This window comes from Kitasatospora sp. MBT66, assembly GCF_000710405.2.
In the GTDB taxonomy this organism is placed as follows: Bacteria; Actinomycetota; Actinomycetes; order Streptomycetales; family Streptomycetaceae; genus Kitasatospora; species Kitasatospora purpeofusca.
The window spans coordinates 85,090-105,859 of record NZ_JAIY01000007.1; the positions used below are offsets into that span (position 1 = coordinate 85,090).

General features: G+C 74.0%; 18 protein-coding genes, 3 tRNA genes and 1 pseudogene. 20 read left to right on the plus strand and 2 right to left on the minus strand.

The genetic code is table 11. From position 1 onward, the window contains the following. The 9 genes from BI06_RS19725 to BI06_RS19765 form a co-directional block, all read left to right on the plus strand. On the plus strand, positions 1 to 2,569 hold a 2,569-nt coding region (locus tag BI06_RS19725; RefSeq protein WP_051741436.1), incomplete at its 5' end, for an Rne/Rng family ribonuclease. 236 nt (positions 2,570 to 2,805) lie between these two features. Next, complete coding sequence (gene rplU, locus BI06_RS19730; protein ID WP_030397424.1) at positions 2,806 to 3,123, plus strand: 50S ribosomal protein L21; 318 nt, start codon at positions 2,806 to 2,808, stop codon at positions 3,121 to 3,123. 14 nt (positions 3,124 to 3,137) lie between these two features. Beyond that, on the plus strand, positions 3,138 to 3,395 hold the full coding sequence (rpmA, locus tag BI06_RS19735; RefSeq protein WP_030397425.1) for a 50S ribosomal protein L27: 258 nt from the start codon (positions 3,138 to 3,140) through the stop codon (positions 3,393 to 3,395). A gap of 102 nt (positions 3,396 to 3,497) precedes the next feature. Next, complete coding sequence (gene obgE / locus BI06_RS19740; protein WP_030397426.1) at positions 3,498 to 4,976, plus strand: GTPase ObgE; 1,479 nt, start codon at positions 3,498 to 3,500, stop codon at positions 4,974 to 4,976. Between the two features lie 226 nt (positions 4,977 to 5,202). Next, on the plus strand, positions 5,203 to 6,339 hold the full coding sequence (gene proB, locus BI06_RS19745; RefSeq protein ID WP_051741438.1) for a glutamate 5-kinase: 1,137 nt from the start codon (positions 5,203 to 5,205) through the stop codon (positions 6,337 to 6,339). 141 nt (positions 6,340 to 6,480) lie between these two features. Further along, positions 6,481 to 7,002: a hypothetical protein gene (locus BI06_RS19750; protein ID WP_030397428.1), complete on the plus strand. Its 522-nt coding sequence runs from the start codon at positions 6,481 to 6,483 to the stop codon at positions 7,000 to 7,002. A gap of 103 nt (positions 7,003 to 7,105) precedes the next feature. After that, entirely contained in the window at positions 7,106 to 8,428 is a 1,323-nt protein-coding gene (locus BI06_RS19755) for a glutamate-5-semialdehyde dehydrogenase (RefSeq protein WP_043470124.1), read from the plus strand. Positions 8,429 to 8,529: 101 nt separating this feature from the next. Continuing rightward, the gene (locus BI06_RS19760; RefSeq protein WP_063795000.1) at positions 8,530 to 9,117 is read left to right on the plus strand and encodes a hypothetical protein; all 588 of its coding nucleotides are present in this window, start codon (positions 8,530 to 8,532) and stop codon (positions 9,115 to 9,117) included. 125 nt (positions 9,118 to 9,242) lie between these two features. Beyond that, positions 9,243 to 10,307 carry a hypothetical protein gene (locus BI06_RS19765; RefSeq protein WP_030397431.1) on the plus strand — a complete coding sequence of 355 codons (1,065 nt, stop codon included), beginning with the start codon at positions 9,243 to 9,245 and terminating at the stop codon, positions 10,305 to 10,307. 133 nt (positions 10,308 to 10,440) lie between these two features. On the opposite strand, the gene BI06_RS19770 is transcribed toward BI06_RS19765, so the two are convergent. Then, positions 10,441 to 11,547: a M48 family metallopeptidase gene (locus tag BI06_RS19770; protein WP_043470127.1), complete on the minus strand. Its 1,107-nt coding sequence runs from the start codon at positions 11,545 to 11,547 to the stop codon at positions 10,441 to 10,443. 326 nt (positions 11,548 to 11,873) lie between these two features. On the opposite strand from BI06_RS19770, the gene BI06_RS52465 reads away from it, so the two are divergent. From BI06_RS52465 to BI06_RS19800, 8 genes are all read left to right on the plus strand, one after another. After that, a complete protein-coding gene (locus tag BI06_RS52465; RefSeq protein WP_167349790.1) occupies positions 11,874 to 12,020 on the plus strand; it encodes a hypothetical protein in 147 nt (48 codons plus the stop codon). 162 nt (positions 12,021 to 12,182) lie between these two features. Further along, positions 12,183 to 12,341: a hypothetical protein gene (locus BI06_RS52470; RefSeq protein ID WP_167349791.1), complete on the plus strand. Its 159-nt coding sequence runs from the start codon at positions 12,183 to 12,185 to the stop codon at positions 12,339 to 12,341. 112 nt (positions 12,342 to 12,453) lie between these two features. Further along, positions 12,454 to 13,086 (plus strand): nicotinate-nucleotide adenylyltransferase, encoded by a 633-nt coding sequence (gene nadD, locus BI06_RS19775; protein WP_030397433.1) that lies wholly within the window; start codon positions 12,454 to 12,456, stop codon positions 13,084 to 13,086. 18 nt (positions 13,087 to 13,104) lie between these two features. Further along, positions 13,105 to 15,081, plus strand: coding sequence for an LCP family protein (locus BI06_RS19780; protein ID WP_043470130.1), 1,977 nt, complete (start codon positions 13,105 to 13,107; stop codon positions 15,079 to 15,081). A 173-nt stretch (positions 15,082 to 15,254) separates the two neighbouring features. Then, positions 15,255 to 15,725: a ribosome silencing factor gene (rsfS, locus tag BI06_RS19785; RefSeq protein WP_030397436.1), complete on the plus strand. Its 471-nt coding sequence runs from the start codon at positions 15,255 to 15,257 to the stop codon at positions 15,723 to 15,725. Continuing rightward, on the plus strand, positions 15,722 to 16,369 hold the full coding sequence (locus BI06_RS19790) for a histidine phosphatase family protein (protein WP_030397437.1): 648 nt from the start codon (positions 15,722 to 15,724) through the stop codon (positions 16,367 to 16,369). The genes rsfS and BI06_RS19790 overlap by 4 nt, the downstream gene beginning before the upstream one ends. A 234-nt stretch (positions 16,370 to 16,603) precedes the next feature. Further along, positions 16,604 to 16,676: transfer RNA gene (locus BI06_RS19795), tRNA-Ala, on the plus strand. 42 nt (positions 16,677 to 16,718) lie between these two features. Then, positions 16,719 to 16,791, plus strand: a tRNA-Ala gene (locus BI06_RS19800). Between the two features lie 130 nt (positions 16,792 to 16,921). Here the strand turns inward: BI06_RS19800 and BI06_RS19805 are convergent. Then, positions 16,922 to 17,896, minus strand: coding sequence for a helix-turn-helix transcriptional regulator (locus BI06_RS19805; protein WP_051741444.1), 975 nt, complete (start codon positions 17,894 to 17,896; stop codon positions 16,922 to 16,924). Positions 17,897 to 17,998: 102 nt separating this feature from the next. On the opposite strand from BI06_RS19805, the gene BI06_RS19810 reads away from it, so the two are divergent. The 3 genes and pseudogenes from BI06_RS19810 to BI06_RS50955 form a co-directional block, all read left to right on the plus strand. Continuing rightward, entirely contained in the window at positions 17,999 to 19,504 is a 1,506-nt protein-coding gene (locus BI06_RS19810) for an MFS transporter (RefSeq protein WP_051741446.1), read from the plus strand. Positions 19,505 to 19,656: 152 nt separating this feature from the next. Further along, positions 19,657 to 19,729 (plus strand) — tRNA-Ala (locus tag BI06_RS19815). Between the two features lie 209 nt (positions 19,730 to 19,938). Next, positions 19,939 to 20,770: pseudogene (locus BI06_RS50955) on the plus strand (hypothetical protein); the annotation flags it as partial.

Sequence of the window (20,770 nt, forward strand, 5' to 3'; positions counted from 1 at the left end):
GGCGCCCGCCGCCGTGGAGGCCCCGGCCGTCGCCGCCCCCGCCACCGGCCCCGAGGCCGAGGACGAGTGGGAGGACGGTCGCCCGTCGCGCCGCCGCCGCCGGGGTGGCCGTCGCCGCCGTCGCGGTGAGGCCGACGAGGAGGCCGAGGCCCCCGAGACCGAGCAGCCCGCCGTCGAGGAGCCGGCCGTCGCGGCCGCCGACGAGGACGACGAGGACGACGACGACCTGGCCGCCGGCCTGTCCTCCTCGCGCCGTCGCCGTCGCCGTCGCCGCCGCAGCGGTGAGGCCGGCGCCGTGGAGGTCGCCGAGACCACCGAGGACGGCGTCCGCACGGTGGTGAAGGTGCGCGAGCCGCGCCGCCGCTCCACCGAGCCGTCGTTCGACCCGGACGAGGTGCAGTCCATCAAGGGCTCCACCCGTCTGGAGGCCAAGAAGCAGCGCCGCCGCGAGGGCCGCGAGCTGGGCCGCCGCCGGGTGCCGATCATCACCGAGGCCGAGTTCCTGGCCCGCCGCGAGTCGGTCGAGCGCGTCATGGTGGTGCGCCAGAACGGCCAGCGCACCCAGATCGGCGTCCTCGAGGACGGCGTGCTCGTCGAGCACTACGTCAACAAGGAGCAGGCCACCTCGTACGTCGGCAACGTCTACCTGGGCAAGGTCCAGAACGTGCTGCCGTCGATGGAGGCCGCGTTCGTCGACATCGGCAAGGGCCGCAACGCGGTCCTGTACGCCGGTGAGGTCAACTTCGGCGCGCTGGGCGGCCACGGCGGCCCGCGCCGGATCGAGTCGGTGCTGAAGTCCGGCCAGTCCGTGCTGGTCCAGGTCTCCAAGGACCCGATCGGCCACAAGGGCGCCCGCCTGACCAGCCAGATCTCGCTGCCCGGCCGCTACCTGGTCTACGTGCCCGAGGGCTCGATGACCGGTATCTCCCGCAAGCTGCCGGAGAACGAGCGCGCCCGTCTGAAGCAGATCCTCAAGAAGATCGTCCCGGACGACGCGGGCGTCATCGTGCGCACCGCCGCCGAGGGCGCCTCCGAGGACGAGCTGACCCGCGACGTCCAGCGCCTCCAGCAGCAGTGGGAGGACATTCGGAAGAAGGCCGCCTCCGGCAACGCCCCGGCGCTGCTGTACGGCGAGCCGGACATGACCGTCCGGGTCGTCCGCGACATCTTCAACGAGGACTTCACCAAGGTCATCGTCTCCGGCAACGAGGCGTGGAGCACCATCCACGACTACGTCTCCAACGTGGCCCCGGACCTCGCCGGGCGGCTCCAGCGGTGGACCTCCGAGGTGGACGTGTTCGCCACCTACCGGATCGACGAGCAGCTGATGAAGGCGCTGGACCGCAAGGTCTGGCTGCCCAGCGGCGGTTCGCTGGTGATCGACCGCACCGAGGCGATGATCGTCGTCGACGTCAACACCGGGAAGTTCGTCGGCCAGGGCGGCAACCTGGAGGAGACGGTCACCCGGAACAACATCGAGGCGGCCGAGGAGATCGTGCGCCAGCTGCGGCTGCGCGACCTCGGCGGCATCATCGTGATCGACTTCATCGACATGGTCCTGGAGTCCAACCGCGACCTGGTGCTGCGCCGTCTGCTGGAGTGCCTGGGCCGGGACCGGACCAAGCACCAGGTGGCGGAGGTCACCTCGCTGGGCCTGGTCCAGATGACCCGCAAGCGGGTCGGCCAGGGCCTGCTGGAGTCCTTCTCCGAGCCCTGCGTGCACTGCAACGGCCGCGGTGTGATCGTCCACATGGAGCAGCCGAGCTCCCACTCCCACGCCCACACCGGTGGCGGCGCTGCCGCCGTCGAGGCGGGTGCGGGCGGCGGCAAGCGCCGTCGCCGGGGCAAGGGCGGCGCCGGGAACGAGGAGTCGCAGGTCGTCGAGGCGGTCGAGACCGCTTCGGTCGACGAGGTCGACGAGGCCGAGGACTTCGAGATCGTCGAGTCCGCGCCGGTCCGCGAGGAGATCGAGGGCCAGCTGGCGATCGAGGTGCCGGGCGAGGCCGAGGTCGTGGCCGAGCCGGTCGCCGCGGCGCCGGTCGTGGTCGAGGCCCCGGTGGAGGCTCCGGCCGCCGCCCCCGCCGGACGGCCCCGCCGTCGGGCGGTCCGCAAGGCGACGGCTCCGGCCGGTGCGCCGGGCGGGGCGGAGATCGTGGTGCTGCAGGCCAAGGCCGAGGCGGCCCTGGAGTCGGCCCTGGCGGCCGTCTCCCCGGCGGCCCAGGACCCGGCGGCGCAGACCCCGGTCGAGGAGCCGCAGGCCGCGCCGGCCGCGGTCGAGGAGGCCCCGGCCGAGGTTGTGGCCGAGCCGGCCGTCGCCGAGGTCCCGGAGGCCGCCGAGGCCCCCGCGGCCGAGGCCGCTCCGGACGCGACCGAGGAGCCCGCCGAGGAGGCGCCGGCCCCGAAGAAGCGGGCGGCCCGCAAGACCGCCGCGAAGAAGACCACCGCCGTCGCCGCCAAGAAGACGACGACGGCGGCGAAGAAGACCACCGCCCGCAAGACCGCCACCAAGCGGACGAGCGCGGCGGCCAAGAAGGCGGCGGCCGCCGAGGGTGATACGGCGGCCGAGTAGGGCCCGGTCCCGGGCGGAGAACCCTCCGCCCGGGACCCGTACGGGCCGGTTTGCCCCAGCGGCGACCGGCCCGTATTCTTGACCACTGGCGTGTCTACGCCTTGCTCCCGAGCACATCACCTCCCGGTTCTCGCAAGAGGACGACTCCCCGCGAGGGGGGACGGGGGAGGCCCCTGTGTCCGTACCCAGGTGGCTGGCATCGAGAGTTCCGACCGAGTTGGGAAAGTAGGTACCGCATGTACGCGATCGTTCGCGCAGGCGGCCGCCAGCACAAGGTCGCCGTCGGCGACGTGCTGGAGATCGACCGTATCGAGGCCAAGCCGGGTGACTCGGTGGAGCTCTCCACCATCCTGGTCGTCGACGGTGAAGCCGTCACCTCCGACCCGTGGGTGCTGGCCGGCGTGAAGGCTCACGCCGAGGTGGTCGACCAGACCAAGGGCGACAAGATCGTCATCCTGCGCTACAAGAACAAGACCGGCTACCGCCGCCGTCAGGGTCACCGCCAGCAGCACACCGCGGTGCGCATCACCAGCATCGACTCGGTCAGCAAGTAAGGGGATAGCGAAAAATGGCACACAAGAAGGGCGCAAGCTCTACTCGTAACGGCCGTGACTCGAACGCCCAGCGCCTCGGCGTGAAGCGCTTCGGCGGCCAGGTCGTCTCCGCCGGCGAGATCATCGTCCGCCAGCGCGGCACCCACTTCCACCCGGGTGCCGGTGTCGGCCGCGGTGGCGACGACACCCTGTTCGCGCTGACCGCCGGTGCTGTGCAGTTCGGCACCCGCCGCGGCCGCAAGGTCGTCAACATCGTGGCCGTCGAGGCCTGAGTCACACCAGACTCACAATGAAGGGTGGGCCGGAATGTTCCGGTCCACCCTTCATGCTTTACGCAGGTAGAACACTGACTTCTTCGCACTGGAGGCACAACCATGACCACCTTCGTGGACCGCGTCGAACTTCATGTCGCCGCGGGCAACGGGGGCCACGGCTGCGCCTCCGTGCACCGCGAGAAGTTCAAGCCGCTCGGCGGCCCGGACGGCGGTAACGGCGGGGACGGCGGCAGTGTCACCCTCACCGTGGACGCGCAGGTCACCACCCTGCTCGAATACCACCACTCGCCCAAGCGCAAGGCCACCAACGGCAAGCCCGGAGCCGGCGGCAACCGCACCGGCGCCCTCGGCCAGGACCTCGTCCTCCTCGTCCCGGACGGCACCGTCGTCCTGGACCGGGCGGGCAACGTGCTCGCCGACCTGGTCGGCCACGGCACCAGCTTCGTCGCCGCCCAGGGCGGCCGCGGCGGCCTCGGCAACGCCGCGCTCTCCTCCGCCCGCCGCAAGGCGCCCGGCTTCGCGCTGCTCGGCGAGCCCGGCGAGGCCCGTGACATCGTCATGGAGCTCAAGTCCGTCGCCGACGTCGCCCTGGTCGGCTACCCGAGCGCCGGCAAGTCCTCGCTGATCTCCGTGCTCTCCGCCGCGAAGCCGAAGATCGCCGACTACCCCTTCACCACCCTGATCCCCAACCTCGGCGTGGTCACCGCCGGCGACACCGTCTACACCATCGCCGACGTCCCCGGGCTCATCCCCGGCGCCAGCCAGGGCCGCGGCCTGGGCCTGGAGTTCCTGCGCCACGTCGAGCGCTGCTCCGTCCTCGTCCACGTGCTGGACTGCGCCACCCTGGAGCCCGGTCGCGACCCGCTGACCGACCTGGAGACCATCGAGGCCGAGCTCGCCGAGTACGGCGGCCTCGAGGACCGCCCGCGACTGGTCGCCCTCAACAAGATCGACGTGCCGGACGGCCAGGACATCGCCGACCTGACCCGCGCCTCCCTGGAGGAGCGCGGCTACCGGGTCTTCGAGGTGTCGGCCGCCTCCCGCAAGGGCCTGCGCGAGCTCAGCTTCGCCATGGCGCAGATCGTCGGCGAGGCCCGCGCGGCCAAGCCGCTGGAGGAGTCCACCCGGATCGTGCTGCGGCCCACGGCCGTCGACGACGAGGGCTTCACCATCACCGAGGAGGACGGCGCCTTCCGCATCCGCGGCGTCAAGCCGGAGCGCTGGGTCCGCCAGACCGACTTCTCCAACGACGAGGCCGTCGGCTACCTCGCCGACCGGCTGGCCCGCCTCGGCGTCGAGGACAAGCTGTGGAAGGTCGGCGCGCACGAGGGTGACACCGTCATCATCGGCGCGGAGGAGAACGCCGTCGTCTTCGACTGGGAGCCGACCATGGCCGCCGGCGCCGAGATGCTCGGCCGCCGCGGCGAGGACCACCGCATGGAGACCCAGCGTCCGGCCGTCGACCGCCGGCGCGAGAAGCAGAAGGGCCGGGACGCCGCCGAGGCCGAGTACCTCGCCTTCGAGGCGCTCTCCAGCGGCCGCCAGGCCTCCATCGAGGGCGACGACGAGGACAGCTGAGTCCCCGCCGCGAGCCTCGCGAGCCCCCGCCGCCCCGTCAACGGGCGGCGGGGGCTCGCGCGTTGACGGCGCGCCGGGCGGAGCGGCCCCGTCCCGTGCGCCGTCCGCGCTCCGTCCGGCGGCTGGAACACGGTGCGGGGCGGTCGGCCCGATCGCGTAGATTGCGGGGGAAACGGCCGGGCCGGGCCCGCCGCCAGCGCACCACACCGGAAGGGCGGGACCCGAGATGAGCGAGGACGAACTGCGGGCGGAGGTGCTGACCGCCCGGCGCATCGTCGTCAAGGTCGGCTCCTCCTCACTCACCACCGCCGCCGGCGGCATCGACGCCGACCGGGTGGACGCCCTCGTCGACGCGCTCGCCAAGGTCCGCACCCGTCCCGACGCCCCCGAGGTGGTGCTGGTCTCCTCCGGTGCCATCGCCGCCGGCCTCGCCCCGCTCGGCCTGGAGCGACGGCCCAAGGACCTCGCCCGCCAGCAGGCCGCCGCCAGTGTCGGCCAGGGCCTGCTGATCGCCCGCTACACCGCCTCCTTCGCCCGCTACGGGCTGCGCGTCGGCCAGGTCCTGCTCACCGCCGAGGACGCCAGCCGGCGCGCCCACTACCGCAACGCCTACCGCACCCTGGACCAGCTGCTGGCGATGGGTGCGATGCCGGTCGTCAACGAGAACGACACCGTCGCCACCGCCGAAATCAAGTTCGGCGACAACGACCGGCTGGCCGCGCTGGTCGCCCACCTCGTCCGCGCCGACCTGCTGGTGCTGCTCTCCGACGTCGACGGCCTCTACGACGGCGACCCCAGCCGCCCCGGCAGCAGCAGGATCGCCCGGGTCACCGGCCCGCACGACCTCGACGGCGTGGAGATCGGCAGCGCCGGCAAGGCGGGCGTCGGCACCGGCGGCATGGTCACCAAGGTCGAGGCCGCCCGGATCGCCACCGGCGCCGGCATCCCGGTCGTCCTCACCGCCGCCAGCCACGCCGCCGACGCGCTCGCCGGCCGCCCCACCGGCACCCTGTTCCTGCGCACAGGCAGCCGCTCCTCCGACCGGATGCTCTGGCTCGCCCACGCCAGCAGCCCGCGCGGCACCCTGCACCTGGACGCCGGGGCCGTCGCGGCCGTGGTCTCCGGCGGCGCCTCGCTGCTGCCCGCCGGGGTCACCAAGGTCGACGGCGAGTTCGCCGCGGGCGATCCGGTGGACCTTCTTGCCGAAAACGGCAACATCGTGGCGCGCGGACTGGTCAACTTTGATGCGAGGGAGTTGCCCCGCCTGCTCGGCCGGTCCACCCGGGACCTGGCCCAGGAGTTCGGCGCCGCCTACGAGCGGGAGGTCGTCCACCGCGACGACCTGGTCGTCCTGCGCGGCTGACCCGCCGTCGGACCGCCGGGGACAGGGGCTGCTCCGTGCGGGGAGCACGCCCGGCCACGGGCGAGGAGGGGCGCGGTCGGACCCGCGTCGGCCGGGGCCGGCGGGCACGACGACACGACATCGCCGAACAGGAGGCCGCCGGTGGAACGCAGGCGCGAGGCAGCGCTGACCGGAGGAACCGCGGGCCGACGGCTGACCAGCATCGACGGCGGCGGGGACGAGGGCCCCGCCGGACCGTCCGGTCCGCCGGAGGGTCCCGGCACGGTGCGCCGGCTCCCGACGGAGCGGCACACCGCGACCGAACCGCCCGCCGCGCCCGACCAGGCCCGGCTCTGGCACGTGGTGCTCAGCGTGGCCGGGCCGGTCACCCCGCTGACCGAGCTGCGGGCCGGGCTGGAGCGGCTGGCGCACGACCACTCGTTCTTCCTGACCGCCCGCTACGCCGCCGACCACGCCGAGATCCGCTACTGGGAGCAGGCCCGGGACCTGCACGACGCGGCGGCGATCGCACTGCGGCTGTGGGGCGAGCACAAGGCCACCGCCAAGCTGCCGCCTTGGGAGATCGTCGGCCTGGAGGTGGTCGACCGGGCGACCTATCACAAGCGGGTCGCCGAGGGCTTCGCCGGCCCGCCCCCGCAGCTGGGCGGCGTCCACCCCTACTGAGGGACCGCGGGTCCCGGCCGGGGCGCCGCGGGGCCGGGGCACGGCGTCTCACCGGGCGAAATGGGGCGGGGGAGCGGCGACGGCCTCCACTACCCTGGGGCGCATGAGCAGCGTCCCCGCCTCCGCCGACAGCCCCGTCCTCGCCGTAGCGCGCCGAGCCCGGGAGGCCGCCGCCGCGCTCGCCCCAGTGCCGCGCGCCGCGAAGGACGCCGCGCTGCGGGCGATCGCCGACGCCCTGGTCGCCCGCGCCGCCGAGATCACCGCCGCCAACGCCGAGGACGTCGACCGGGCCCGCGCGGCCGGCACCCCCGAGTCGGTGATCGACCGGCTCACCCTCACCGAGGAGCGGATCGCCGCCATCGCCTCCGACGTCCGCGACGTGGCCGGCCTGCCCGACCCGGTCGGCGAGGTCGTCCGCGGCTACACCCTGCCCAACGGCCTGGACGTCCGTCAGGTCCGGGTGCCGCTCGGCGTGGTCGGCATCATCTACGAGGCCCGACCCAACGTCACCGCCGACGCCGCCGCGCTCTGCCTGAAGTCCGGCAACGCCGTGCTGCTGCGCGGCTCGGCCTCCGCCTACCGCTCCAACAGCGCCCTGGTCGCCGTGCTGCGCGACGCCGTCGCCGGGGCCGGGCTGCCGGCCGACGCGATCCAGCTCGTCCCCGGCGAGAGCCGGGACTCCGTGCAGGAGCTGATGCGCGCCCGCGGCCTGGTCGACGTGCTCATCCCGCGCGGCGGCGCCTCGCTGATCCGCACCGTCGTCGAGGGCTCCACCGTCCCCGTCATCGAGACCGGCACCGGCAACTGCCACGTCTACGTGGACGCCGAGGCCGACCTCGCGATGGCCGTCGGCATCCTGCTCAACTCCAAGGCCCAGCGGGTCAGCGTCTGCAACTCGGCCGAGACCCTGCTCGTCCACCAGGACATCGCCGACGCCTTCCTGCCGCTCGCGCTCGCCGCGCTCGCCGCGGCCGGGGTCACCGTGCACGGCGACGAGGCGGTGCTCAAGGCCGCGGAGGGCACCGGCGCCACCGTGCTGCCCGCCACCGACGAGGACTGGGAGGCCGAGTACCTGTCGTACGACATCGCGGCCGCCGTCGTCCCCTCGCTGGACGCCGCCGTCGCGCACATCCGCCGCTGGACCTCCGGCCACACCGAGGCCATCGTCACCCGTTCGCAGACCGCCGCCCGCCGCTTCACCAAGCTCGTCGACTCGACCACGGTCGCTGTCAACGCCTCGACCCGGTTCACCGACGGCGGTGAGTTCGGCTTCGGCGCCGAGATCGGCATCTCCACCCAGAAGCTGCACGCCCGGGGCCCGATGGGCCTGCCCGAGCTGACCAGCACCAAGTACATCGTCACTGGTGACGGCCATGTCCGGGGCGAGGCGACGCAGACCGTGGGCGGCGCCGCCGACGCCGGCTGAACCCGCCCCGCCCGGGGCCCGGCGAGCCCGCCGTCACACGGGCGACGGACCAACTGGTCCGAGCCCCAGACAAATCGCCCGCCCGGTAATACGCTGAATCCGTGGCTGACGATGTGGGGGGCTTGCCGTACCCCGACGGTGCCGACCACGGTGGTGCGGACGACGAGTTCGCCACCGTGGTCTTCGACGAGGCGTTCGTCCGGTCCGCCGCCGTGCACGAGCCGACGGCCAAGGAGCGGCAGCTCGCCGCCGCCGAGGCCCGTCTCGAGCCGGACGCGGCCGGACCCGGCTGGGGCTTCGAACCCCCCGCCGCGGACGGACTGCCACTGGAGCTGCGCCCGTACCCGAGCCGGCTCGACGACGACCACCTCTATCCCGATCCGTGGTCCGGCCCCGGCCGGGCCACCGGACGGCGTTCGCGGCGCTGGCGCCCGGGCGGATTCGACCCGATCGGCGCCGGCCGCGGCCGGTACGTCGCCCAGCAGCGCTGGCACCGGCCGGTGGCCTGGGTGCTCGCCGTGATCATGGGCGTGAGCCTGGTCGCGGTGGCCGTCGCGGCGGTCTACCAGGGCGTGGGCGGGGCCGGCGGTACGCCGCAACGGCCCGAGTCCGGCAGCAGCAGCGCCGGGGTCGACCCGGCGCCGCCGCCGGCCGAACCGTCGCTGGTGGTCACCGGTCCGGCGGGCTGAGCCACTGCCCGGCGGGCGGGCCGGTCCGGCGCGCCCCGGGGCGGCTGCCACCGGTCACGGAGAGCTTCCGGTGATCTGCCGCAGGCCCCTCGTGGCGGAGCCGGGATGCGCCTTACCCTGGTGTCATGGGTGACCCGCGCGAGCCTCCGGAGGGTGCGCCCGACGGTGGTTCGGGGAACGAGGACGAGTACCGGTCCGTCGTGTTCGACGAATCGTTCGTCCGGGCTGCCCGGATCCAGGAGCTGTCCGCGCGCGAGCGGCTGTCCGGCTCCTTCGCCCGCGCCACCCGGCCCAAGGTCCGGCTGGGACCGCTGGGCAGCGTGCCCCGGCAGGCGCTGGCCCTGCTGCTGGTGATCCTGCTGGCGTTCGGCGCCGCCGTGTACTTCGGTGTCACCTCGCCGACCCGGCCCACCGCCCGGCCCCAGGGCAGCCAGCTCACCGTGAGCCTGGTGGCACTGAGCCCGGCCTCGTCGGTCCGGCCGGCGGCCGACCCGGCGAACCCCTTCACGACCCTGCCACCGGGCTACAGCGACGGCGCGGTCGGGCTGGGCACGCCCGCCGGGGCGGCCAGCGGCCACTTCTCCCGCGTCGAGGTGACCAAGGCCCTCGACACCGTGCAGCGCTACCTGGTGGCCTCCTCGCTGTCGCCCGCCGTGCTGGTGCAGGGGGCGACCGCGGAGGTGCGGGCCTTCGTCACGCCCGGTGAGCAGGCCCAGTTCGACGCGAGCGTGCTCCAGCCGACCGACGACCGGCACCACGCGCTGACCGGCTGGCTGGTCCGCTTCGACCCGGCGCAGGTCGCGCTGGCCGCCGACACCGTGAAGGTGGCCGGGGCGATGCGGATCGACGAGGCGGACAGCGGCACCCTGCGGATCACCACCGACCACACCTTCGTCTACGCGCTGAAGGCCGCCGGGGCACCCGCCGGGGCGCCGGTCACCCTGGAGACCGTGCGGCGGCAGCTGACCTTCGAGTTCGACCGGATCGACCTGGCGGCGGCGCAGCTGCGGCTGGTCGACTCGGTGCTGCAGGCCGGGCCGACGCCGTGCGACGGCTCGCTGGCCGGGGTGGTGCAGCCGGTGCTGGCCGGGGCGGATCCCGCCGCGCCGCCCAGCGGGCCGTCGGCGGTGGACCCGGGCAACCACGCCCGGCCGGCCTGGCAGGTGTGCGGGGTGCTGGCGGGGAGCTGACCGTCTCGGCCCCCGGCCGGACGGGTGGTCGTCGAGGGGGCGGAACCCCTCGTCGAGGGGGCGGAACCCCCGGCGGCCCCCGGTCGGGGTGACCGGGGGCCGCCGGGGGCTCGCCGCGGGGCCGGGGCCGGGCTCAGTTCGTCCCGGAGCCGCCGTCGCTGCCGCCGCTGCCGTTTCCGTTGGTGTTGCTGCTGCCGTTGCCGGAGCCGTTGCCGCCGGCGCGGGCCCCGGTGAAGGTGTCGCGGAGCTTGCCGCCGACCGTCGCCGCGCCGCCCGCGACATCGCGGATCAGGCCCATCAGCGGGTCCTTGCTCTCCTTCACCGAGGTCGTGTAGTGGTCGGCCGCCGCCCGCCACTGGTCGCCGACCGAGGTGTTCGGGTCGTCGGTGCGGCGCGGGTAGGCGCCGGCCAGGATGGAGCGGTAGTCCTCGCTCTCGGCCCACTTCTTCAGCTGGGCGACCCGGACCACCGCGAACGGGTGGCTCTGCGGCAGCACCTGCAGCAGCTTCAGCACGCCGTCGCGCAGGTCGCCGGCCTTCTCGTACTCCTCGGCCTGCTCCAGGAAGGCGTCCACGTTCATCTCGGCCAGGTTGTGGCCGCCGGCCAGCTTCATCAGCGCCCGCATCGAGGCCTGGAGGTCCTGCCCGGCGAGCAGGCCGGCCCGGTCGCTGGAGAGCTCGGCCTTGCGGAACCACTCCTTGAGCGCGGTGACGATCGCCATGATCGCCAGGTTGCCGAGCGGCACCCAGGCGATCCGGGCGGCGATGTTGGTGAGGATCATCAGCATCGTCCGGTAGACCGCGTGGCCGGACATCGCGTGACCGACCTCGTGGCCGATCACCGAGCGGAGCTCCTCCTCGTCCAGCAGCTCGACCAGACCGCTGGTGACCACGATCACCGGCGTGTCGATGCCGATGCAGAACGCGTTGACCGTCGGGTCCTGGCTGACGTAGAGGTCCGGCACCTTGTCGAGGTCGAGCACGTAGGCGGCGTCGCGCACCATGCCGTACAGCTCGGGGAACTGCCGCTCGGAGGTCTTCACGGCGGTGGCCAGGAACATCAGCCGGATCGAGCGCTCGGAGACCAGGCCGGCGAGCTTCTTCAGCACGTCGTCGAAGCCGGTGAGCTTGCGCAGCGCGACGAGCGCGGAACGGTCCGCCGGGTGCTCCCAGGCCCGGGTGGAGATCTCCGGGAAGCGCTGACGGCGCCGGCTCGGGGTCTTCGCGATCGGGTCGGTCATGGTGTGAGTACCTCCTGTCGACGGCGGCCCCGGCACCCCCGGCCGGCCCCCGCTGGTCCTTCGCCTGTAACGACTGTCTGTGCAACGTCCGTGGTTGCGTACTCGTCCCCGCGGCCACCCTACGGGTCGCCGTGAGCCCGTCCGGGGGCGGCTCGGGGAGCCCGTCCGGAGTCCGTCCGTGAGCCCGTCCGGGGCCCGTCGGTGCGGCGCGGACGGTGTCCTCGGGGGCGGTGGGCGGCCCCGGTGTGAGGGCGGTTTACCCTGAATGCCCGGGGAAAGCCGGGCCACCTCCGGCCGCGGCACCGAGCAGTCCGAGGAGCCCGCCGATGTCCACCGCCGCCCTTGTCAGCCTGGCCGCCCCGATCTCCGGTGAGAACGGCCCCGGGCTCTTCCTGCGGATCATCCTGATCGCCTCCTTCGTCGGTGTCGGCCTGCTCGCCTGGATCCTGCTGCGGGCCGGCCGCAACAACTGACCGGTCCCGCGGCGGGGCGTCCCCGACCGGGGCTCACGGCGGTTCAGACGTGGTGGGCCGCCGAGCGGTTGCCTTGTAACCCCCCGTACGATGACGGGTGGGCCCTCACCGGCCCGAACGACACCCCTGTCCGTCATCCGAGCCGAGAAGGTCCCGCCGACCATGAGCACTGCCGCCGCACTCCCTGTCCTGAACCTTCTCGCCAACGAGAGCGAGGGGGGCAACCACGACAGCCTCAACCCGTACCTGACGGGTGGCGCCGCGTTCTTCGTCCTTCTGCTGCTGCTCTTCGTGACCACCCGCTTCAACCGGGACCGCTGACCCGGACGACGGTGGCCCGGCCGAGGGTGGCCCGGGGTGCGCAACCGCCCCCGGGACGCCCGGCACCCGGCCGTTCCCGCACCGTAACGGGCGTCGCGTAAGGTGTGGCGCCATGGGAGAGCAGACCGGGAGTCCCGGTGTACCGGCGCCGGCGAAGCGTCGTCTCGGCGTCATGGGCGGCACCTTCGACCCGATCCACCACGGGCACCTGGTCGCGGCCAGTGAGGTCGCCAGCGCGTTCCACCTGGACGAGGTGATCTTCGTCCCGACCGGGCAGCCCTGGCAGAAGAGCGACCGCGAGGTCACCCCGGCCGAGGACCGCTACCTGATGACGGTCATCGCCACCGCGGAGAACCCGCAGTTCTCGGTCAGCCGGATCGACATCGACCGCGAGGGGCCGACCTACACCGTCGACACCCTGCGCGACCTGCGGGCGCTGCACCCGGACGCCGACCTCTTCTTCATCACCGGAGCCGACGCGCTCGCGCAGATCCTCTCCTGGCGCGACTCCGAGGAGCTCTTCTCGCTCGCCCACTTCATCGGCTGCACCCGGCCGGGCCACGTTCTGACCGACGCCGGGCTTCCGGTGGGTGGGGTCTCCCTGGTGGAGGTCCCGGCGCTGGCCATCTCCTCCACGGACTGCCGCGACCGGGTCGCCAAGGGGGAGCCGGTCTGGTACCTCGTCCCGGACGGCGTGGTCCGCTACATCGACAAGCGGGCGCTCTACGCGCCGCACCGGACCTGATCCCGGAGGGGCCGACGGATGAGCGAGCGCAGGGGACCGCAGGGGCAGCAGCCCGGGCAGCCGGACGACTGGTCGACCGGGCAGTACCCGCCGTACCAGCAGCAGGGCGGCTACGAGCAGCAGCAGTACGACCAGTACGAGCAGCAGCCGGGGATCTACGAGCCGTCGGGCCAGTACGAGTCGTCCGGGCAGCACGACCCGTCGGGTCGGTACGAGCAGCCCGGGCAGCACCAGCAGTACGACCAGTACGGGCAGCCGGTGCCCTCCGCGCCCTACGGGCAGGGCCAGTACGGCTACCAGGACCAGTACCAGCAGCAGGGCTACCAGCAGGGTTACGGCCAGGGCTACGAGCAGGGCTACGAACAGCCGCTGGAGCAGCCCGGCCAGTACGGGCAGCAGCCTGCCCAGGGGTACCAGCAGCAGGGCGGCTACGGCTACCAGGACCAGTACCAGCAGCAGGGCTACCAGCCGTACGAGCAGCCGCAGGCGCCCGCGCAGTCGCAGCCGCAGGCGCAGTCCCAGGGGCGGGCCGAGTCGCAGCCCCCGGCGCAGGCGTACACGACCGCTCCGATGCCGGCCGTCGTCGAGCCGGAGCCGGCCGCGCCCGCCGCCCCGGTGACCCCGCGCGGCCGGGTGCCGCGTCCCGCCGCCGCCGAGCCGGCCGCCCCCGCCCGCCCCGAACCGCCGTCCGAGCAGGTCGGCGGCTCCCGCGCGACCCGGTCCAGGACCGCCGGCGGCTCCGAGGACAACTACGCCACCGGCGAGTTCACCTTCGTCGACGAGGAGGAGGCGGAGTCCGAGGACGTCATCGACTGGCTCAAGTTCGCCGAGTCCCGCAGCGAGGTGCGCGCCGAGCGCCGCCGCAAGCTCCGCAACCGGCTGATCGGCCTCGTCGCGGTGGCCGCGGTCGCCGGTGCCGGCGCCGGGGGCTACCTCTGGTTCACCCGCGACAAGGGCGACTCCGCGACCGCCGCCGCCGGACCGCGCCAGGTCAACGTCGTCCACCTGCGCGACCTCCAGGGCAAGGTCTCCAGCGCGCTGCTGGTCAACGACAGCGCCGGCAAGAAGGGCACCGTGCTGCTCCTGCCGGACACCCTGCGGCTGCCCGGCCCCGGCGACCCGCCGGTCACCACCGTCGGCCAGGCCATGGACTCCCTCGGCGCCTCCGGCACCCGGGACGGCCTGACCACCGTGCTCGGCGCCCCCGTCGCCGGCACCTGGCGGCTCGACACCCCCTACCTGGAACTGCTGGTCACCCAGCTCGGCGGCGTCCGGGTGGACACCGACGCCGAGGTCCACGAGGGCGGCCGGCCCGACGGCAAGGTGCTCGCCGCCGCCGGCAAGAACACCCTGCTCGGCGGAAAGGCCGCGGTCGGCTACGCCACCCTCCAGAACGCCGGCGAGAGCCGCGACGTCCAGCTCGCCCGCTTCGGCCAGGTGATGGACGCGGTGGTGCGCACGATGCCGGTCGTGTTCAAGGACGCCAAGGACGACGTGCACCGGATGAACGCGGTGCTCGACCCCTCGCTGCCCGAGGACGCGCTCGCCGGAGTGCTCGCCCAGCTCGCCCAGCAGTCGAAGGACGGGCACTTCGGCACCGCCACGCTGACCGTCAAGCCGGACGGCTCGCTGGACGAGGCCACCGCCGGCAAGCAGGTCAAGGAGGTGCTCGGCGGTACCGTGAAGTCCGCGACCAGCACCGACGCGCCCGCCCGGGTCTCCGTCCAGGACGCCTCCGGCAACGACCTGGCGGCGCCCGCCGCCCAGGTCCAGGTGGTCAACGCGGGCCTCACCTTCGTCCCCGGCGGGGCCAAGACCGCGCCGCAGGCCGCCAGTGAGATCCGCTACACCGACGACGCGCGTCAGGCCGCCGCGAAGTCCCTGGCGACCAGCCTCAACCTGCCGGAGACGGCGGTGAAGAAGGTCGCCGACGCGCAGAACGCCGACCTGGTCGTGGTGCTCGGCAAGGACTACGCGCCGCCGAAGGCCCCGTAGCCCCGCCGCCGGACGGGGCGCCCGCACGCCTGTGCGATCCGCGCCCCGTCGGCCCCGGCCCGGCCGGTCCCGGAAAACGGTTCCGGGGCCGCCGGGGCGGCGTGAGATCCTGGAAGGCGATCCCCGCGCCCCGTGCGCCGGGCGACCCCAAGCAGCCGAGCCGGAAGTACATCGTGACCGCCACTGAGCACAGCCAGGAACTCATCAACGTCGCCGCCCAGGCGGCGGCCGACAAGCTGGCCCACAACATCGTCGCGTTCGACGTCAGCGAGGTGCTGTCGATCACCGACGCCTTCCTGATCGCCTCCGCGAGCAACGACCGCCAGGTCCGTTCCATCGCCGAGGAGATCGAGGACCAGCTGCGCGAGAAGCTGGACATCAAGCCGGTGCGCCGCGAGGGCGAGCGCGAGGGCCGCTGGGTCCTGCTCGACTACCTCGACATCGTCGTGCACGTCCAGCACTCCGAGGAGCGCTCCTTCTACTCGCTGGACCGCCTCTGGAAGGACTGCCCCGAGCTGCCGCTGCCGGAGGACGCCATCGCCTCCCGCAACCGCCCGGACGCCCACACCGACGCGGCCGGCAACGCCCTGGCCCCGGCCGAGCAGGCCCCGGCGGACGACTTCGGCGCCGAGGACTACAGCTGAGCCGGGAGGCGCGAGGTCCGCGCATCGTCCTCTGGCGACACGGCCAGACCTCCTGGAACCTCGAATCGCGCTTCCAGGGCACCACGGACATCGAGCTGACCGAGGAGGGCGTGCTGCAGGCGCGGCGCGCCGCCCGGATGCTCTCCGGCCTGCGTCCGGACCTGCTGGTCTCCTCCGACCTCTCGCGGGCCCGCCGCACCGCCGACGAGCTGGCCGAGGTGACCGGCCTGGACGTGCAGCACCACGAGGGCCTGCGCGAGACCTATGCCGGTTCCTGGCAGGGGCTGACCAACGCGGAGATCCGCGCGCGCTTCCCGGGGGAGTTCGCGGCCTGGTCGCAGGGCGAACCCGTCCGGCGCGGCGGCGGCGAGCTCGCCACCGAGGTCGCGGACCGCGCGGTGCCGGTGGTGCTCGACGCGGTCGGCAAGCTGCCCGAGAACGGCACCCTGGTGGTGGTCAGCCACGGCGGCACCATCCGCACCGTGCTGGGGCGGATGCTCGGCCTGGAGCCGGAGCTGTGGGAGTGCTTCGGCGGGCTCTCGAACTGCTGCTGGTCCGTGCTGGGCCTCGGCACGCGGGGCTGGCGGCTGCTGGAGCACAACGCCGGCACCCTGCCGCAGCCGGTCATCGGCGACGACACCTGAGCGGTCCGGACACCGTCCGGACGGTGTCCGGGTGGTGCCCGGGCACGGTCGGGACGGTGTCCGGGCGATGTCCGCGGCGGTGTGCCCGGTGAGGGCGCGGAACGGGTGCGGAACGGGTGCGGAGCGGGGCCGGGAAGGGCGGATTTCGCAGTTCCGGGTCCGACCGGTTAGAGTTTTCCTCGTTCGCACGGAGGGAACGCGGCCCGGAAGGGAAGCGGGAGATCCGGACGACGAGGGGCTGTAGCTCAGTTGGTAGAGCGCTTGCATGGCATGCAAGAGGTCCGGGGTTCAATTCCCCGTAGCTCCACTCCGCACCCGGAGTGTTCCCTCAGGAAACTTTGTGTGTCGCGGGGCTGTAGCTCAGTTGGTAGAGCGCTTGCATGGCATGCAAGAGGTCCGGGGTTCAATTCCCCGTAGCTCCACAGACGAACGGAAGGCCGTCACCCTCGGGTGGCGGCCTTCGGTCGTTCCCGGGGCGGTCGCGGCCGGTGGGTTCGGTTCAGGTGGCGGGCTCTGTTGAGCTGGTGGGCTCTGTTCAGGTAGGGGCCCGGCTCAGCCGACCGGCCCGGTGAACCGGTGGCCGCACGGGGCGGTCCAGCCGCCCGGAGGCAGCGTCGACAGCCGCTCGACCCGGGCACGGTCCTCGGGCCCGTCCGGCGTGTAGACCGCCACGTACGCCTCCGGCACCCCCGGGATCGTCAGGTACGTCGCGTTCAGCCGCATCACCCCCACCTGCGGATGCCGGAACACCTTCAGCGCCGTCCGCCGCGTCGACACCTCCTGCCGGGCCCACAGCTCCCGGAACTCGGCGCTCGCCCGCAGCAGCGACCGCACGTACTCCTCCCAGAGCGGCTCCCCGACGTGCTTGCCGTACGCGCCGCGCAGCACCGCGACCATCTGCGGCAGCTGCTCGGCCCGGTTCAGGAAGGGATTGCAGCACTCCGGGCTGGTGACCGTGCACCAGAGGCTGTTGAACCAGCCGTCGCCCGTGCGGGGCCGGCTCGTGGCGAACAGCGCCTCGTAGGCGGTGTTCCAGGCCAGGACGTCGAACCGGCTGTTGGAGACGGCGGCCGGCAGGGGCGCCAGCGCGTCCAGGATCACCTGGGTCGACGGATCCAGCACCGGCGGGTCCGGGTGCGCCGACGGGCGGACCGCCACCCCGGCCAGCCGGAACAGGTGCTCGCGCCCGGTCGCGTCCAGCAGCAGCACCCGGGCCACCGCCGTCAGCACCTGCGCGCTGGCGTTGATCGGACGTCCCTGTTCCAACCACGTGTACCAAGTAACCCCGACGCCGGCGAGCTGGGCGACCTCCTCGCGGCGCAGCCCCGGGGTGCGGCGGCGCAGGCCGGGCGGCAGGCCGACGTCCTCGGGGGAGACCCGGGCGCGGCAGGCGCGCAGGTACTCGGCCAGCTCGGTGCGGCGCCGGTCGCGTCCGGTGCGGCCTTCGTGCCGGGCGGCGCGGGTGGCGGGGGCTTTGGGGACGGCGGGGGCGGGCTCGACGGTGCCGGGGGTGTCCACGACGGTCATACCCGCCATGGTGCCGCAGCCCGGTGGGGCGCAACAGGTGCTGCCAGTACCAGGATCCGCAGGCTCTAACCACTGGTACCAGGATCCGGCGAGGCTCGGTCCATGACCGATCTCCAGACCCGACGCGGCCCGGTCCGGACCGCCCCGCCGACCGGCGCGGCCGGTGCAGGGACCGGCACGGCCGCTGCCGCCAGGCCCGGACCGCTGCTCGCGCTCGTCCTCGGCGGCCAGTTCATGGCCGTGCTCGACACCGCCATCGTCAACGTCGCCGTGCCGACCATCCGCACCGACCTGCACGCCTCCGGCGCGGCCCTCCAGTTCGTGGTGGCCGGCTACACCATCGCCTACGCCGTGCTGCTCATCACCGGCGCCCGACTCGGTGCCCGGTACGGCTACAGCCGGCTCTTCCAGTCCGGCCTGGCCGCCTTCACCGCCGCCTCGCTGGCCTGCGGGCTCGCCCCCGCCACCGGCTGGCTGATCGGCTTCCGGCTGCTCCAGGGCGCCGGGGCGGCCCTGATGGTCCCCCAGGTGATGAGCATCATCCAGCGGACCTTCACCGGCCGGGCCCGGCTCCGGGCCCTGGGCCTCTACTCTGCCGTGCTCGCCGGTGGAATCGCCGCCGGCCAGGTGCTCGGCGGCCTGCTGGTCAGCGCGGACCTGTTCGGCTCCGGCTGGCGCCCGGTCTTCCTGGTGAACCTGCCGATCGGCCTGGTGCTGCTCGCCGCCGGGGCCCGGCTGCTGCCCGACCTGCCCGGTGACCGGGAGCGCGGCTTCGACCTGCCAGGCCTGCTGGTGCTCGGCGCCGCCCTCGGGCTGCTGGTGGTCCCGCTGGTGCTCGGCCACGAGCTCGGCTGGCCGCTCTGGGGCTGGGCCATGCTCGGCGCGAGCGCGCTGATGTTCGCCCTGTTCGCGGTCGTCGAGCGGCGGATCGCGCGGCGCGGCGGACAGCCGCTGATCAACGGACGCGTCCTCGGAGCGGCCGGTCTGCTGCCGGCCGTCGGCGCGGTGTTCCTGATCATGCTGGCCTTCGCGGGCTTCATGTTCTCCTTCGCCCTGCACCAGCAGACCGGGCTCGGGCAGAGCGCCCTGCGGGCCGGGCTCTGCTCCGCCCCGATCGCGGTCGGCTTCGGCGTCGCCAGCCTGTACTGGCAGCGGCTGCCCCGGCGCCTGCACGGCGTCCTGCCGCCGCTCGGCACCGGACTGCTCGCCGTCGGCTACCTGGTGCTCGGCCGGATGCTGGGCGACGGGTCCGGGGTCGGCGCGGCGCCGCTGCTGCTGACCGCCGTCCTCGGGCTGCTCGCGGGCTTCGCCTACGCGCCGCTGTTCGGCCGGGCGCTCGCCCGGGTGGCGCCCGCCGACGCGGCGGACGCCAGCGGGCTGGTGGTCACCGCCGTCCAGCTCGGCCAGGTGGTCGGGATCGCGCTGCTCGGCTCGGTGTTCCTCGGCGCGGTCCACCTGCCGGTGTCCGCCCGGGGGTCCGGGCACGCGCTGCTGGTGACCACGGTCGCGATCGGCGGGGTCGTCGCGCTCGCCGCCGGCTTCGCCGCCCGGGCGGGGCGGGCGGACAGGCGGGAGGGGCGTCGGGAGGAGCATCGGGAGGAGGGTTAGGGCGGGCGTCCGTGCGGGGCTCGGGCCGCGGTCGCGCCGGCGTCCGCGCGGGCCCTGCGGGAACGGATTCGTGGAGCACCCCCCGGACCGTGTAAAGTAAGTGATGTCGCCGAGGGAAACGGAACGAAACCCCCGGTGACATCGCAGGTCGAGGGGCTGTAGCTCAGTTGGTAGAGCGCTTGCATGGCATGCAAGAGGTCCGGGGTTCAATTCCCCGTAGCTCCACAGGAATCGAAGGCCGTCTCCCGGAAACGGGGGGCGGCCTTCGGCGTTCCCGCGGCACAGTCGGGGTCTCGGGGCTTCGGGGCCTCGGGGCCGGTTCGACGTCGGCGAACCGGTGCGCGGCCGGTGCGGCGGCCGGTGCACGACCGTGCGGCGACCGGTTTCGGTGACCCCCCGACGACGGCCCCCGGCGGACCGCTACCGTCGGAGCCATGGCCGATCTGGAGCGCAGGCGCAACGAGGAACTGGCCCGGATACTCCACCAGCTCGGCTGGAGCCCGGAGCGGCTCGCCCGCGAGCTCAACCTCACCCTCCCGGCCCGGCTCGCGATCAGCTCCACCGCCCCCTACAAGTGGCGGGACCGGGGCATGGTCCCGCGCAGCCCCCACGACCAGGCCGTCTGCGAGGTGTTCAGCCGCACCCTCGGCATCGCCGTCACCTACGAGCAGCTCTGGGGCCGGATGGGCGGCCACCGCGGCGCCAAGATCCTCTCCCCGCGCCTGCTGACCGACCCGTGGACGGCCGACACCGCCCAGACCGCGCTGCGCGAGACCGCCGCCGACGCCGGGCCCGTCCGCCTCACCGACCTCTTCCGCGGCGCCGACCTCGCCGAGGCCGCCCGTCGGCTCACCACCCCGCCCCCGGCCCTCGGCGGCGACGGCGCGCTGCGCGTCGACCCCGCGCTGGTCGGCGAGCTCGCCGCCTCCCACCGCAGCAAGCAGCGGCTGGAACGGTCCTGCGGCGGCGGACTCGTCCTCGGCCCCGCCCGCGCCGAACTGGCCATGGTCACCAAGCTGTTGGAGCTCGGTGCCTACGACGAACCGCTCGGCCGGGCGCTGTACGGCGCGGCCGGCCGGCTCGCCCGCCTCGCCGCCTGGGCCGCGTACGACCTCGGCCACGACGCCACCGCCCAGCGGGCGTTCGCGGCGGCGCTGCGCGCCGCCCACCTCAGCGGTGAGCGGCGGGCCGGGGTGGCCGTGCTCGGCGGCCTCGTCGTGCTGGCCACCGGGAGCGCGGGCGGGCGGGGGCTGGACGCGGTCACGG

Coding starts and splice junctions, on each gene's coding strand:
- rplU (WP_030397424.1), top strand. CDS start 2,806: ATGTACGCGATCGTTCGCGCAGGCGGCCGCCAGCACAAGGTCGCCGTC.
- rpmA (WP_030397425.1), top strand. CDS start 3,138: ATGGCACACAAGAAGGGCGCAAGCTCTACTCGTAACGGCCGTGACTCG.
- obgE (WP_030397426.1), top strand. CDS start 3,498: ATGACCACCTTCGTGGACCGCGTCGAACTTCATGTCGCCGCGGGCAAC.
- proB (WP_051741438.1), top strand. CDS start 5,203: ATGAGCGAGGACGAACTGCGGGCGGAGGTGCTGACCGCCCGGCGCATC.
- BI06_RS19755 (WP_043470124.1), top strand. CDS start 7,106: ATGAGCAGCGTCCCCGCCTCCGCCGACAGCCCCGTCCTCGCCGTAGCG.
- BI06_RS19765 (WP_030397431.1), top strand. CDS start 9,243: ATGGGTGACCCGCGCGAGCCTCCGGAGGGTGCGCCCGACGGTGGTTCG.
- BI06_RS19770 (WP_043470127.1), bottom strand. CDS start 11,547: ATGACCGACCCGATCGCGAAGACCCCGAGCCGGCGCCGTCAGCGCTTC.
- BI06_RS52465 (WP_167349790.1), top strand. CDS start 11,874: ATGTCCACCGCCGCCCTTGTCAGCCTGGCCGCCCCGATCTCCGGTGAG.
- BI06_RS52470 (WP_167349791.1), top strand. CDS start 12,183: ATGAGCACTGCCGCCGCACTCCCTGTCCTGAACCTTCTCGCCAACGAG.
- nadD (WP_030397433.1), top strand. CDS start 12,454: ATGGGAGAGCAGACCGGGAGTCCCGGTGTACCGGCGCCGGCGAAGCGT.
- BI06_RS19780 (WP_043470130.1), top strand. CDS start 13,105: ATGAGCGAGCGCAGGGGACCGCAGGGGCAGCAGCCCGGGCAGCCGGAC.
- BI06_RS19805 (WP_051741444.1), bottom strand. CDS start 17,896: ATGACCGTCGTGGACACCCCCGGCACCGTCGAGCCCGCCCCCGCCGTC.
- BI06_RS19810 (WP_051741446.1), top strand. CDS start 17,999: ATGACCGATCTCCAGACCCGACGCGGCCCGGTCCGGACCGCCCCGCCG.